General features: G+C 43.4%; 14 protein-coding genes. 1 reads left to right on the top strand and 13 read right to left on the bottom strand.

What is annotated here, in order from left to right:
- Positions 1 to 84: 84 nt before the first annotated feature.
- The 8 genes from ACLOAU_RS06950 to ACLOAU_RS06985 all read right to left on the bottom strand — a co-directional run bounded on the left by ACLOAU_RS06950 (position 85) and on the right by ACLOAU_RS06985 (position 7,223).
- On the bottom strand, positions 85 to 1,359 hold the full coding sequence (locus tag ACLOAU_RS06950; RefSeq protein ID WP_427861133.1) for a TCR/Tet family MFS transporter: 1,275 nt from the start codon (positions 1,357 to 1,359) through the stop codon (positions 85 to 87).
- A gap of 146 nt (positions 1,360 to 1,505) precedes the next feature.
- Positions 1,506 to 1,994 carry an asparaginase domain-containing protein gene (locus ACLOAU_RS06955; RefSeq protein ID WP_427861134.1) on the bottom strand — a complete coding sequence of 163 codons (489 nt, stop codon included), beginning with the start codon at positions 1,992 to 1,994 and terminating at the stop codon, positions 1,506 to 1,508.
- A 249-nt stretch (positions 1,995 to 2,243) separates the two neighbouring features.
- Positions 2,244 to 2,603, bottom strand: coding sequence for a bleomycin resistance protein (locus ACLOAU_RS06960; RefSeq protein ID WP_427861135.1), 360 nt, complete (start codon positions 2,601 to 2,603; stop codon positions 2,244 to 2,246).
- Between the two features lie 76 nt (positions 2,604 to 2,679).
- On the bottom strand, positions 2,680 to 4,899 hold the full coding sequence (locus tag ACLOAU_RS06965) for a xanthine dehydrogenase family protein molybdopterin-binding subunit (RefSeq protein ID WP_427861136.1): 2,220 nt from the start codon (positions 4,897 to 4,899) through the stop codon (positions 2,680 to 2,682).
- A gap of 63 nt (positions 4,900 to 4,962) precedes the next feature.
- Complete coding sequence (locus ACLOAU_RS06970) at positions 4,963 to 5,367, bottom strand: PIN domain-containing protein (protein WP_427861137.1); 405 nt, start codon at positions 5,365 to 5,367, stop codon at positions 4,963 to 4,965.
- Positions 5,368 to 5,372: 5 nt separating this feature from the next.
- Entirely contained in the window at positions 5,373 to 5,612 is a 240-nt protein-coding gene (locus ACLOAU_RS06975; RefSeq protein ID WP_427861138.1) for a hypothetical protein, read from the bottom strand.
- 61 nt (positions 5,613 to 5,673) lie between these two features.
- Complete coding sequence (locus tag ACLOAU_RS06980) at positions 5,674 to 6,645, bottom strand: FAD binding domain-containing protein (RefSeq protein WP_427861139.1); 972 nt, start codon at positions 6,643 to 6,645, stop codon at positions 5,674 to 5,676.
- Positions 6,642 to 7,223: a (2Fe-2S)-binding protein gene (locus ACLOAU_RS06985; RefSeq protein ID WP_427861140.1), complete on the bottom strand. Its 582-nt coding sequence runs from the start codon at positions 7,221 to 7,223 to the stop codon at positions 6,642 to 6,644. The genes ACLOAU_RS06980 and ACLOAU_RS06985 overlap by 4 nt, the downstream gene beginning before the upstream one ends.
- A gap of 326 nt (positions 7,224 to 7,549) precedes the next feature.
- Here ACLOAU_RS06985 and ACLOAU_RS06990 point away from each other — a divergent pair, with 326 nt between their 5' ends.
- Positions 7,550 to 7,930: a VOC family protein gene (locus ACLOAU_RS06990; protein WP_427861141.1), complete on the top strand. Its 381-nt coding sequence runs from the start codon at positions 7,550 to 7,552 to the stop codon at positions 7,928 to 7,930.
- A 99-nt stretch (positions 7,931 to 8,029) separates the two neighbouring features.
- Here ACLOAU_RS06990 and ACLOAU_RS06995 read toward each other — a convergent pair whose 3' ends face one another.
- The 5 genes from ACLOAU_RS06995 to ACLOAU_RS07015 all read right to left on the bottom strand — a co-directional run bounded on the left by ACLOAU_RS06995 (position 8,030) and on the right by ACLOAU_RS07015 (position 13,571).
- Positions 8,030 to 9,085: an NAD(P)-dependent alcohol dehydrogenase gene (locus tag ACLOAU_RS06995; protein WP_427861142.1), complete on the bottom strand. Its 1,056-nt coding sequence runs from the start codon at positions 9,083 to 9,085 to the stop codon at positions 8,030 to 8,032.
- A 185-nt stretch (positions 9,086 to 9,270) separates the two neighbouring features.
- Positions 9,271 to 10,395 carry an MBL fold metallo-hydrolase gene (locus ACLOAU_RS07000; protein ID WP_427861143.1) on the bottom strand — a complete coding sequence of 375 codons (1,125 nt, stop codon included), beginning with the start codon at positions 10,393 to 10,395 and terminating at the stop codon, positions 9,271 to 9,273.
- A gap of 143 nt (positions 10,396 to 10,538) precedes the next feature.
- Positions 10,539 to 11,249 carry a DUF4198 domain-containing protein gene (locus ACLOAU_RS07005; protein ID WP_427861144.1) on the bottom strand — a complete coding sequence of 237 codons (711 nt, stop codon included), beginning with the start codon at positions 11,247 to 11,249 and terminating at the stop codon, positions 10,539 to 10,541.
- An 89-nt stretch (positions 11,250 to 11,338) separates the two neighbouring features.
- Entirely contained in the window at positions 11,339 to 11,908 is a 570-nt protein-coding gene (locus ACLOAU_RS07010) for a pentapeptide repeat-containing protein (protein WP_427861145.1), read from the bottom strand.
- A gap of 49 nt (positions 11,909 to 11,957) precedes the next feature.
- On the bottom strand, positions 11,958 to 13,571 hold the full coding sequence (locus tag ACLOAU_RS07015) for a Na+/H+ antiporter (RefSeq protein ID WP_427861146.1): 1,614 nt from the start codon (positions 13,569 to 13,571) through the stop codon (positions 11,958 to 11,960).
- Positions 13,572 to 13,602 lie beyond the last annotated feature (31 nt).

Consider the following 13,602-nt stretch of genomic DNA (forward strand, 5'->3'; position numbering starts at 1 on the left):
ATTACACCCGGATCGTGGTATACTTATGTTGCTTTTCGGACCAAAAATGGTACTAAACGGAGATTTTAGTGTTTTGTTATGTAGTTAATGTGTGATCGTTGGCTCTGTTGCCGGTTCATCCAGGCGTTTAGCCAGTTCGGGATTTTCCTTGCGTTCTTTTTGAAGAACTTTTCGGGCTATCCATACACTGATCAGCATAAAAAAGGCACCCAGCAGAAATGGGGCGCCGGGAAAGTGAATAGCAGACTCTTTATGCGTGGTATAATTAAACAAACCTGTCATAATTAATGGCCCAAAAATGGAGGTCAGGCTCATCAGGCTCGTTAAACCACCTTGTAGCTCTCCTTGCTCATTGTTAGGGATATGCTTGGTAATAATAGATTGAAGAGCAGGGCCTGCGATACCTCCCATGCAATACGGAATCAGAAATACATACATCATCCAGCTTTTAGAGGCAAAAGCGAATAAGGTTAAACCTACAGCATATAAAATAAGCCCCAGGTAGGTGCTTTTTTCATCACCGAGTTTAGGATTAATAACACGTATCAAACCTCCCTGTACCAGCCCTACCAATACCCCAACAATTGCCAAAGAAATGCCCACCTGCTTTTCTGTCCAGTTAAATACAAACATGGTGAAATAGCTCCAGTTGCTCTGTACCGCGTGAGCCGCGAGGTAAATAAAAATAAAACCAGCTACAAGGCCTGTTATTTCTTTATGTCTGATAAAGAAGAAGAGCGATCCTACCGGATTGGCTTTCAACCAGCTAAACGGCCTGCGATTCTCCGGCTTCAGTGACTCTGGAAGTACAAAGTAACCATATAAGAAATTGATAAAGCAAAGGATTGCTGCTGCATAAAACGGAGCCCTTAAGCCCCAGCCAGCCAGCAAACCACCTAATGCCGGACCTAATACAAAGCCCAATCCAAAAGCAGCGCCAATCAGGCCAAAGTTTTTAGCCCGGTTTTCATTAGTACTTATGTCTGCAATATAGGCGCTGGCAGCGGTGAAGCTCGCCCCTGTAATTCCAGCCAATACCCGGCCTACAAAAAGCAAAGCATAATTATGTGCCAGCGCTAGTATGACGTAGTCAACACAAAATCCTAGGAGGGATAAAAGAATAACAGGTCTTCGGCCAAACCGATCACTCAAATTACCCATTAATGGAGCGAATAAAAATTGCATTAACGCGAAAACAGATACCAGTAAGCCACCCCAGGTGCTCGTTTCATTTATTGGAATATGCTTCAGTTCCGAAAGAAGCTTGGGCATCACCGGTATAATCAATCCCCAGCCGATAACATCAATGGTAAGTGTAATGAAGATAAAGCCTATGGCAGCGCTTTTCGAAGTTTTCATCCGATTGGTTTTTATTTTGACACGGAAGAAATTTACAACGCAATTATTCAGTGTCCTGAATACCTCGAAGCGACTCTTCTGTTTCGTTTATTGAGCCTGCAAAGATGCGAAAACTATAGGTACAAAAGCGAGGGCTTGTTTGGTTTTTATTTAATTTCTTCGAAAATGCCCGATTGCCTGTTCTTGCGAACATTATCCCAGTTGAAATAGCGGCCATTCATTGCTACATAAACACCGGGGGGAAGGGTTTGGGCAAATGCCAAAGCACTACCCAGGTTAAATAAACCGTCGGAGCTGCCAAATTTAATAGGGATCATGGCGCCGGTAATAACGATCGTTTTATTCTTTACTTTTTCAGCTAATACCCTGGCGGTCTTATCCATGGTGTCCGTGCCATGTGTGATTACTATTTGTTCTTCTTCGCACTGTTCGCATTGATAAGCAATCAACTCGCGATCTTCTTCTGTCATTTCCAGGCTATCGATCATCATCAATGTTCTTATTTCAACAGGTACGAGGTTACGGCCTTTCTCCAGCAGCTCATGCAGGTGGGTGTCTTTAAAGTAGAGCTGACCGTTTAGCATATTATATTCCTTATCGAAAGTGCCTCCTGTAATAAAAATCCTGATCGCCATGGTTGGTTGGTTTTGAGAACCAAATGTAATGAACTTTATATTGGCAAAAGGAAGGCAGAAATAAGGTAATCGACAGGATAAAAGGAAATACCCGAATTGTTTTAATTCATTTAATACTATATGAATGATACAAGGAGAATATAACATCTGCCCGATATCATTTGGAAAAAATAAAATGAATCAGGTGGAAGAATATCAGGTTGTTGCGGGCTTAATAGCCTTATACCTAAATGGTTTTAAGCTTCCGCACTAGGAAGCGTGCTGGCCAAAGGTCAGCAGGTTGTTATCCGGGTCCAGTAACGAAAATTCTTTCTGTCCCCAGGGTTTGGTTTCCAGGTGACCATTGGGGTGAATAACAACCCGGCTGTCTAATAAGGACTGATATAACCCATCAATATCATTGGTGCGTATATAAACCTGTCCGAAATTTTCTGCCGGATCCAGCTCTTTAAACTCAAAAAAATGAATTTCTATGCCCTCTTTTTCTACCATCAGGTAGCCGTCATAGTCAGCAGCACCGCAATCTATAAAACCAAGCTGGTCGATATAATAAGCTTTTGTAGCCTGCTTATTGCGCATGGGTAATTTGGGATGAATAGCTGTAAGCATGTAACTTTCTTTTAAGATAAACGGACATTAAATTTTTCATCCATAGTTCCTCCTGGCTAACAACAATAATAAATATTCAGGAGAAATCCAGTATTTTATCGGGTGTAATCGGCAAATCTCGCAAACGTTTGCCGGTTGCATTGTATATGGCGTTAGAAATTGCGGCCGCTACACCAATGATGCCCACTTCTCCTAAACCTTTTGCACCTGTTGGATTTATATTCACATCCGGCTTGCCGATAAAGGCCACCTCAATAATGGGTGCATCGGCATTTACCGCAAAATGATAGCCGGCCAGGTCGTTGCCTACCAGCCCACCCAGGTGTTCATCGGCCACCTGCTCCTCCATCAATGCCATTCCAATACCACCTACAGCTGCACCCGACATTTGGTTGGCAGCAGCTTTTTCATTTACGATCTTACCGCCGTCTGCAACGCAAACCAGCTTTTCCACTTTCAGTTTTCCTGTTTTGGTATTGACGCGTACTTTACAAAAATGAGCAGCCGAAGAGCAGAACGCATATTGTTTACGCTCTTCGCCGGGGCCAGAACTGGCTTCCAGGTCAATAACGGTCAGGTTATTTTTGGTCCAGATCTGACTGTAAGAAACCAACTCGTTACCGGTTGTTTTTAGAGAGACCCCGTTGTCTGAAAGCCATATATCTGCGGCGGTAGCCCCTTTGTATTTTTCGTTAACAGTGGCTGCATATTCAGCCAGCTTCAATTTTAAAGCATTGCAAACAGCCACTACCGCACCACTCACGGAAGACAAGCCGGTACTACCACCCTGGCTGGGCGCCGGTGGCAATGTGGAATTGCCGAGCTCTATTTTTATTTTGCTTTTAGGAATACCGGTAATCTCGTGTGCTATATTATACATACCCGTTCCTGTTCCGGTACCAATATCTGTCATAGCTGTTTGTACCGTGATGCTGCCGTCTTTACGCATTTCAATACCAGCGCTGGCATTGCCCCTCCCGGCATTCCACATGCCTACTGCCATGCCGTAACCGGTGCTCCAGTCTCTATCCTCTATTTGGCCGGGCTTTGTTTTTCGTTGAGACCAATTGATGAGGGATGCTCCTTTTTCGATACACTCATGGATATAGTTGGTAGACCAGGGCAGGCCGGAATCGGGGTTTTTATCCAATGCAAGATTTTTAAGCCGCAGCTGTACCGGGTCCATTCCTATTTTGTAGCTTAACTCATCAATAGCGCTTTCGATGGCAAAATCGCCGGTGCAATCGCCAGGACCTCTCATCCAGGTTGGTGTTGAGAGGTTCAGCGGTACAATGGCTGATTCGGTTTTCAGGTTGGGGAATTTATAAATGAGGCGTGTAACGCGGGTAATGCCTTCTCCAAAACTTTCATAAACAGAGGTTCCGTTTTTGGCCTGATGCCATACGCCGGTAATATTGCCCTCGTTATCTGCACCCATTTTTACTTTTTGCCAGGATGCCGGGCGATAGCCTACAGAATGGAACATCTGCGGGCGCGTCAACATCAACTTTACGGGTCGGTTCACCTGCTTCGCTGCCATTACTGCGGCCAGGGCGCCGGGCCATACTCTTAAACCCGAGCCAAAGCCACCTCCTACAAATTCGCTAAACACCTCTATATTCTTTTCCGGAATATTAAAAAGCCGGGCAAAGCTGCGTTGTACATTGTTAACGCCCTGGTTTTTATCGAATAATTTTAGCTGATCGTTACTGATCCAGTGCGCAATAGTGGCATGCATTTCCATGGGATTATGCACTTCCGCTTTTATATTGTAAGAGGCTTCTACGATATGCGGCAGGTTACTCCAGGCATCCAAAGATCCTCTATCCTTACCTGCATTGGCCAGCTGATTTAGGGGATGCTCTTTTTCAAAGTCAACTTTAAAAGGTGTAGCGTCGTAATCAGCGGTAACCAGTGAAGCCGCATAAGTGGCGTCTTCAAGGGTTTCGGCAATCACCATTGCAATGGGCTGTCCTTTAAAATAAATTTTATCGGTATGAAAAACAGGCAGACCAAACCTGGATTCTTTTATTTTAGTTTCATCGGCCAGGCCGGGAACCAGCGGTTTATGCTGATGCGTTATAATATCGATCACGCCGGCAACCTGCTTCGCGTTTTGCAGGTTAATATTTTTGATAGTGCCTGAGGCAATGGAACTATCTACCAATACCGCATAGCATACATCAGGCACTTCATATTCCGCTGCATACTTTCCTTTCCCGGTAACTTTTGCAACGCCCTCTACACGTCCTTCGGGAGGCGCAAGCATATCAAAAGGTTCATCAAAAAATGCCATAATAAAGAGATTAAATACTTATCAAAAGAAAGCCTATACAACTTTAAAGGTCGCCTGAGAATGTTATTTTCTCTGAAACCAGTTTTCCATAACGAGACCATCTATATTCTTAAAGTCTTTTTCGTTATCTGTTACTAAGGTCAACTGATTTGCCAGCGCTGTTACTCCAATAATTAAATCAAATTCGTCGTGCAGAGGTTTACCTTTCTTCTTTAAGTTTACTTTGACCTCAGCATATTTATCGACACAACCAATGATAGGAATGATTGAAAGGCCATCGACAAAGCCCTTAACGGCTTCATTTGCTTTCACCGGATTTTCACTATTAGCGGCGCCATACATCAATTCAAAAACTGTTAATTCGGATATGAAACAATTTAGAACACCTTTTTGCCGGATTATTTCATCAAGATTGAGCTTTCCCCGCAGAAAGAAAACGCAAGTACTTGTATCCAGGAGGTATTGCATGGCCCTTACAGTTTTATATCTTTTTCATGGAATTTCCTGCTTTCCTTAAGTTCTTTAATGATAGCTTCAGCAGAACTTTCTGAAGGAAAAGCGCCAAAAGACTTAAAGAAGTTTTTTTCTTTCGACTTGTTTTCTTTCTTTAAAGATTTAGCAAGTTTTTCGAGTAGTTCAATTTTCCCAATGGAACTTAAGTTTTCCATCAACCTTGCATAAGCTTCAACAATATTTTTTTCTGCGTAATTCATTAGAATGTTTTCTCAAAGATAAAAAGTTGTCATGAATACATTGCCGCTGTCAATATTAAGCCTACAAACAATTTTGCAGCGCCGTTGCTATCGCACCTCTTAACATGGATATTTTGAAAGCATTGCCGGATAAGGGTTTTAATCCCTCTGTAGCAATCGCAGCCGCTTTTTCGAAATGTAACGGGGTCGCCTCCTTTCCCCTTAAATAAGCTTCGGCAGCGTACCAGCGCCATGGTTTGTGCGCTACTCCCCCTGAGGCCAAACGGGCATCAGTAATTTTATTATCCTGTAAATGAAGCGCCGCAGCAACAGAAACCAAGGCAAATGCGTAAGAGTCGCGATCGCGCAGCTTTAGATAAGCACAATTTGTATGAAAGGGGTTCGATGCGATATCGATAGAGGTAATCAATGCATTTGCCGGTAATTTGTTATCTGTTTGGGGTTGATCGCCGGGCAGCCGGTGAAAGTCTTTAAAAGCAATAGTTATTTTTTGCTGTTTTTGATTGATGATATTAACGGAAGCATCCAGGGCGGCAAGTGCCACACATAGATCTGAAGGATGAACTGCTACACACTGATCACTATAACCCACCACCGCGCTCATCCGGTTTTCGCCTTTCAGGGCGCTACAACCCGATCCAGGTTTTCTTTTATTACAGGCGCTGGTTACATCATAGAAATAAGGACAACGGGTGCGTTGTATCAGGTTGCCGCCGGTACTGGCCATATTCCGGATCTGGGGAGAAGCGCCGGCCAGTACCGCTTTTGCTATTAGCGGGTACTGCGAAAGTATTTTACTATCAGTAGCCAAAGTACTGTTTCGAACCATTGCACCTATTCGAATGCCTTTGTTAGCAATTTCTATCTTATCGGAAAGAGATCCGGTAATATCAACCAATGCATCAGGCTGGGCAATGTGTTTTTTCATCAGGTCTACCAGGTTAGTACCACCCGCAATAAACTGGGCCTGATCTTTCTTGGATGCAACAGCCTTCGCCGCATTTTCCGTTTTATTAAAACTAAAGGGTCTCATATAGCTGCCACTTTTTGTATAGATTCAACAATACCATTGTAAGCCCCGCAACGGCAGAGGTTACCACTCATAAATTCTTTAATCTCTGCAACGGACTTGGTATGCCCTTCTTGTACACAGGCAACGGCCGACATGATCTGGCCCGGTGTGCAGTATCCGCACTGGAAGCCATCGCATTCTATAAATGCCTGTTGCATGGGGTGTAGCTGGTCGCCACTAGCCAAACCTTCAATAGTGGTAACCTCTTTGCCAACCGTTTGTGCCGATAGGGTAAGACAACTAAGCACCCGTTCGCCGTTGATATGCACCGTGCAGGCCCCACACTGGCCATGGTCGCACCCTTTTTTAGTGCCGGTTAATTGCAATTCCTCCCTTAGCAGGTCGAGCAAAGTAGTGCGGGTATCGGCAGTTACCTTATACGGTTTTTTATTAATGTTGATGGCGAGCGGGATGGTTTGTTTGGGAGGAACAAAAAAGCTTTTTACATCCTGGTAGAATGCTTTTACCGAACTGGGCAAGGCGGCCAGCGCTGTTAAGGCTCCCGAAATTTTGATGAACGAACGGCGTGAACTTTTCATGTATGCAGATATTACATAAGGGCCTGAAAAGCCCTTAAAGTTTTCGATACGATAAATATAATTAAAAAGCGGCTTATTTCTCTTAACCTCGCCTGCTGCAGTCGGGCAGGTGCGAAGAAACGAGGACGCAAAGGATACAGAGGTTATGTGCTAACCCCGGTAAAGTAAACCTGGAATAGGTAATGCAACCCCTCCGCGTTATCTCCGCTTCTCTCGCTCTTTGCGGTAAAAAAATCCGGTACAAGTTCGTGGTAAGTTGAAGGCAACTGCGATGATTTTTTAAGGAAACAAATTTTCGATACATTTATTATATAAATAAGTATCAAATGGATAATATCAAACTGGGGGCATTTTCAGTAAGTCTTACGGTAAAAGACATTCATGCTTCAAAAGCATTTTATGAAAAGCTGGGGTTTACATATAAAGGCGGCGATATCAATCAAAACTGGATTGTGCTGAAGAACGGTACATCTGTCATTGGTCTTTTTCAGGGTATGTTTGATAAAAATATGCTCACGTTCAATCCGGGTTGGGACCAGGAAGCCAAACACCTGGAGGAGTTTGATGATGTGCGTGTGGTTCAGCAGCACCTGAAAGAGCAGGGTGTTGAATTGACTGCCGAGGCGGATGAAACAACAACCGGCCCGGCTTATATTACCCTTACCGATCCGGATGGCAACCCTATTTTGATTGACCAGCACCGATAATTTATACGCGTGCTGAATAATTCAAAAGAGCCCGGGAAGTTATAAAACAGAAAGAGGCGATAGCATTCGTTATCACCTCTTTCTGCAGATGTCATGTTATTAATTTTTCAGGCTTTGCATATCAATTACAAACCGGTAACGAACATCGCTTTTCAGCATTCTTTCGTAAGCCTGGTTAATGTCCTGCATTTTGATGAGTTCTATTTCTGAAACGATATTGTGCTGACCGCAGAAATCGAGCAGTTCCTGTGTTTCTGCAATACCGCCGATCAAAGATCCCGTAATGGATTTTCTACCTAATATTAATGGAGCTGTGTTGAGCATAGGCTCCAAGTTACCCAGGAAGCCAACCAAAACCAATGTGCCGCTGGTATGCAGGGTTTGAATATAAGGATTCAGATCATGTACATAAGGCACGGTATCAATGATCAGGTCGAACTTGCCTCTCACAGAGTTCATCTGTGCCGCGTCCGTAGAAATAATCACATTATCTGCTCCTAAAGATTTGGCTTCTTCAGTTTTTCCAGCGCTTCTTGAAAACAAGGTAACTTCTGCACCCAGCGCATGAGCCAGCTTCAAAGCCATGTGGCCTAATCCGCCCAAACCTATTACTGCCACTTTGCTGCCTTCCTTTACTTTCCAGTGTCTCAACGGCGACCAGGTAGTAATACCCGCACAAAGAATGGGTGCTACCGCTGCCAGATCCAGGTTTTCAGGCACTTTTAAGACGAAATGCTGGTCTACCACTACTTTTTCGGAATAACCGCCAAAAGTATGTCCACCCGAATGCCTGTCTTTTCCGTTATAAGTTCCGGTAAAACCATTCAAACAAAATTGTTCCAGGTCTTGCTTACAATTGTCGCAGGTTTTACAGCTGTCCACCATGCACCCTACTGCTGCCAGGTCTCCGGCTTTAAATTTGGTTACTTCGCTGCCCACTTTGGTTACTCTTCCCACAATTTCATGTCCGGGAACAGAAGGGTATTTGGAGCCACCCCAGTCGTTACGGGCGGTGTGGAGGTCGGAGTGACAAACGCCGCAATATAATATTTCAATTTCCACATCCTGTGGGCTCACATCACGGCGATCAATATTCATCGGTTGAAGATCTGCATCAGCAGCTTCGGTGCCAAAAGCTTTTACATTCGTACTCATGTGGTGGTCGGTTTAATTGTTAAAGGTTAAATAGTTTATAGCAGATTGACTACAAATAACAAATGAAACTAACAAGTGAATAGTAACAAAGTTGACAGGAGTACCGGGGAATAATAGCTACGTTGTTGCAAAAAAGCCAACTGCCGAAACGAATGATCTGTTACTCGGGGTATTTTAAGAGAGGGTTAGTCTTGCTGCCACCACTTTTTAAAGGTCTGTAAGGTATCTTTTAAGTGTACGACCTCGCCAATCATAGGTGTCATCAGATGGATGCTATCTTTTTCGGCTGCCTTGGAAATGTTTTCCAGTGGCTCGCTCCAGGCATGCATGGCCAAAGCGTATTTAGAGTTGTGAACGGTAAAAAGTCTTTTCGGGTTCAGCTCTTTTACGGCTTTTACCAGGTCTTCGGGTACCAGGTGAATATATCTCCAGGCATCATTATACTGCCCGTTTTCCAAAATGGCCAGGTCGATGGTGCCAAAACGCTGTTTGATCGCCGTGTAATGGCTGTCGTAGCCCGAGTCGCCGCCAAGGTAAATATTACCGCCTGCAGGAGATTGCAACATAAAGGATGCCCATAAAGATTTATTGCGGGTAAGGCCGCGACCCGAAAAATGCCTGGCGGGTAGAGCGGTAATGGTAAAGCCGTCTACCGAAGTTTGTTCATTCCAATCCAGTTCTACAATTTTATTTTTGTCAAAGCCCCAATATTCCAGGTGCTCTCCCACTCCTAACGGGCAAATCACTTTACTTACCCTGTCCTTCAAATTGATCATGGTTTCATAATCCAGGTGATCCCAGTGGTCGTGCGTCAGAATTAATACATCGGCATTGGGCAAATCTTCGGGTTGATACGTAGATGCACCATTGAAGGCCTTATTAAAAGCTGACAAAGGCGAGGCAGAAACCAATACCGGGTCAACCAGGAATTTTTTGCCCGCCACCTGCATGTACAAAGCAGAATGTCCCATCCACACCAGGGCATCTTCTGTGCCCAATCCATTCAAATCGGTTTTGATGGTGGGAATATCTTTGGATGGGCGAAGGTCTTTTACCTTCTTAAAAAAGAAATCATATAAAACTCCGGTAAACCCTTTGTCGGAGGAAAAATTTGGGGTGGGACTTTGATTTTGAAAGGCTCCGTCGCGGTAGTTAGGCGATTTTTTGATCCTTTCGAGCCGTTCGCCCGAGGGCGCTTTTCCAAAACTCTTCTGGTTAATAAAGATCATCACTGCAGCAATGATGATGACAATGGCGGATAGCAGCACCCACATTATTTTACGCAATTTATTTTTTAAAGAAATCTTCATTACGGTTGATTCACGCTAAGCTATTTTTGTAAATATGCTTATTTTAAACGAAGACGACCGTAACAAAGATTTACTTTAAGGTATTACCGAAGGCAATAAGTGGATTCAGAGCCATTTCACAGTGTAGCAATCGGCCGGGGAAACTATTTCACAAAGAGCATATAAGTAGCCCCGTTAAACGTTTTAGTTATTTTATCGCCGTTTTCTTCGCGTTCGGTATTATCAGTATGCGAAAACTCTACCTGGTATTTGCCACTCCATAAGGGCGTAAAGCTAATTTCGCCGGCGTCATTGGTGTACAAGGTTTTGCTCCAGCCATTGGGTGCAAAAACCTGTATCTCTTTTTTTGCTGCCGGTTTGCCTTCAAACAAAGCGATCACTTTAACTTCTTTATTGGCTATAGCTGTGGCAGCATCTTTTGATGTAAGGCTGATAAAGTTTTTATTAAGCGTAGGCTCATTTCCTGTATCAACTTTACCTACTTTAACAGTAGCACTGCTGAAATAATTAATCTTAGTACCATGATATAAATCTTTTACCGGGTGTTGCAGGCTAATGGTGTAGATGCCTTCCTGTTTGGGGGTAAAGCTACTCTTATAGTGGTCTGTGCCAATAGCTGTAGATAATGGTTCAATAGAGCCATCCGGAGCAATGGCAATGATCTTAAAATCTTTCAGGTCGGAAAACCATTTTTCAGCAGCAGTGATGTCCTTGTCGGCATATTCACCAAAGAATACTTTTATTTCCTGGGCTTTGTTTTTGCTACCGGTTGGCAGTGTCTCAATCCAAATGGCATGCGCCCAGGTTAGCTGGCATAATAGTAACGTTACTAAAGACAATAATATCTTTCTCATCAGAATAAATTTCCGCGAAAGTATTACCGCTATACCCCGTATGTTTACTAAATGCGGAAAACTTTCTTACTAAAAAGGGAAAAACAAGGCTATCGCACCACGATATTGTATTTCATTAATAGTCCCGGTAGCCCGTCTTTGGAAAATTTTGCCTTTTTGATCTTGTTTCTGTCGGGGTCGATAATATAGTTATAAGCCGTGCTCAGATCCGCCTTTTCCAGTAAAGTATTGTCAAATGTGGCTCCTTTCAGATCACAATTGGTGAAAGAAGCTCCGGTAAGGTCGGTATCAGTAAAATCAATTTCGTGCAGGGTGCAATCGTTGAACGCGGTGTTCTTCATCTTCAGTTTATAGAAAGAAGACAGGTTGAGGGTACATTGGGTAAATGATGCAGAAAAAAGAAAATCGCTGCAGGTTTCAAAATGTAAGCCCATCATTTTACAATGATTGAACTGCACATCTCTTATAATGGCTTCCGCTAGCTGTGCATTACTGATATTACAATGATTGAATACACAATCTATAAACGATATCTTACCAAGGTTGCTGTTAGAAAAATTACAGTTTTGGAAAGTACAGCCTTCATATTCTCCAAATGCCGGCGCTGATAAAGTATAGTCAACATTTTTATAAGTAGTGTCTATAAAATACTTTTCCATATAAACGGGAGATTAGGGCCGCAAAAGTCGGGAAATAAAGGCAAATGTATCAACTCTCTTTACTTCTTAAACGCGCTTCTTCCAGGTCCAGCTCCCTTTCTTTTTCCCGTATCAGTTCTTCATCAAAAGTGCGGTTAGCCAGGTATTTGGCCAGTTCTGTTCTTTTTAGCTCAATCAACTCCAATAGCATTCTTTTTAATCGGGGGGTAGATTTCTGATTACTCTTTGCACCACCGGTTTCAATGTTTTCCAGTTTTTGTTTACTCAATTGAATTATTCGCTCATACCGGTGATGCACTGCTCTAAAATGCTCATCTTTTGCTAAGTCATCTGTAAAATGATGGTCAAGGTAATTGAGTGTGGCCTGTGCCAGGTTTAACTTGATCAGCTGTTCGCTTTTCTTTTTTTCGCTGGCCTGCTTATCCTCTATTTTAAGCCACTTTAGTAAAGGGCCGATTGTAAGGCCGGAAATGACCAGTGTTATGAGTATTACAACAAAAGTGATAAAGAGTATCAGGAACCGGTAGGGGAACATTTCTTCTCCCTGGACAAAAAAAGGAATGGATAAAGCCGCCGCCAATGACACTACCCCGCGCATGCCACACCAGGAAATGAGAAAGGCCTCTTTATTGGTGAGCAGCTCATCTTTAAGTGGCTTTCGTTTATTAACAAGTATGCGGAAATAATTGATGCTATACACCCATATTATTCTGATCGCAATAACAGCCAGGCTAATGATCACGCCATAAAATAATGCGTCTTTGATAGTATTATCGGTAAAATGCCGGGAGAGATAAGGTAACTGTAGCCCAATCAATATAAATATGAACCCGTTCAATAAAAAAGTTAATGTATCCCAAACACCATTAATATTCAATCGTGAGCTATAAGTTAATATCCGGTGCGAATGATAGCTGATGAACAACCCGCCTGAAACAACGGCCAATACACCCGAAAAACCCAGGTGTTCTGCCACCAGGTACATTACGAAGGGGGATATTAATGTAAGGGCGGTATCAATGGCTGTAGTGGTGGGAAAAAAACGGTGGATCAGGTAGAGTATGCTACTGATAGCTAAGCCTACGAATGTGCCGCCCAGAGCCATCAGCACGAAGCTTTGCGACGCATCTAAAAAACTAAATTGTCCGGTAGTAACTGCCAGCAATGCAAAGCGAAACACGATAAGACTTGAAGCGTCGTTAACCAGGCTTTCGCCTTCGAGCAGGGTTACAATATTACGCGGAACCTTTAGTTTTCTCAGAACAGATGTCGCGGCAACCGCATCGGGAGGAGAAATAATGCCACCTAAAACAAAACCCAATGCCAGCGTGAATCCAGGTATCAAAGCCTGTGAAAGAAATGCGATGATTGTTGAAGTAAAGAACACCAGGCCAAAGCCAAATCTGGCAATGGGTCGCCTGAACTTCCAGAAGTCTGCCCAGGGTATTTGCCAGGCAGCTGCAAACAGCACAGGGGGTAAAAAAATATAAAAAACAATATCCGGGCTGATGCGCAGATCGGGAACGCCAGGAACAAAGCTGATAAGCAAACCCCCTATAACCAGGAAGATAGGGTACGCTACCTTCAGTTTATTGCCCAGCATAGTGAGCAGGGTAATAATAAACAGGAGGGAAATAACAAGAAGCAGGTTTTTCTCAAGCATGTTCTAATTTAAGAAAATGTTGGTAAACCGC

The sequence above is a fragment of the Paraniabella aurantiaca genome (assembly GCF_050309965.1).
GTDB lineage: Bacteria > Bacteroidota > Bacteroidia > Chitinophagales > Chitinophagaceae > Niabella.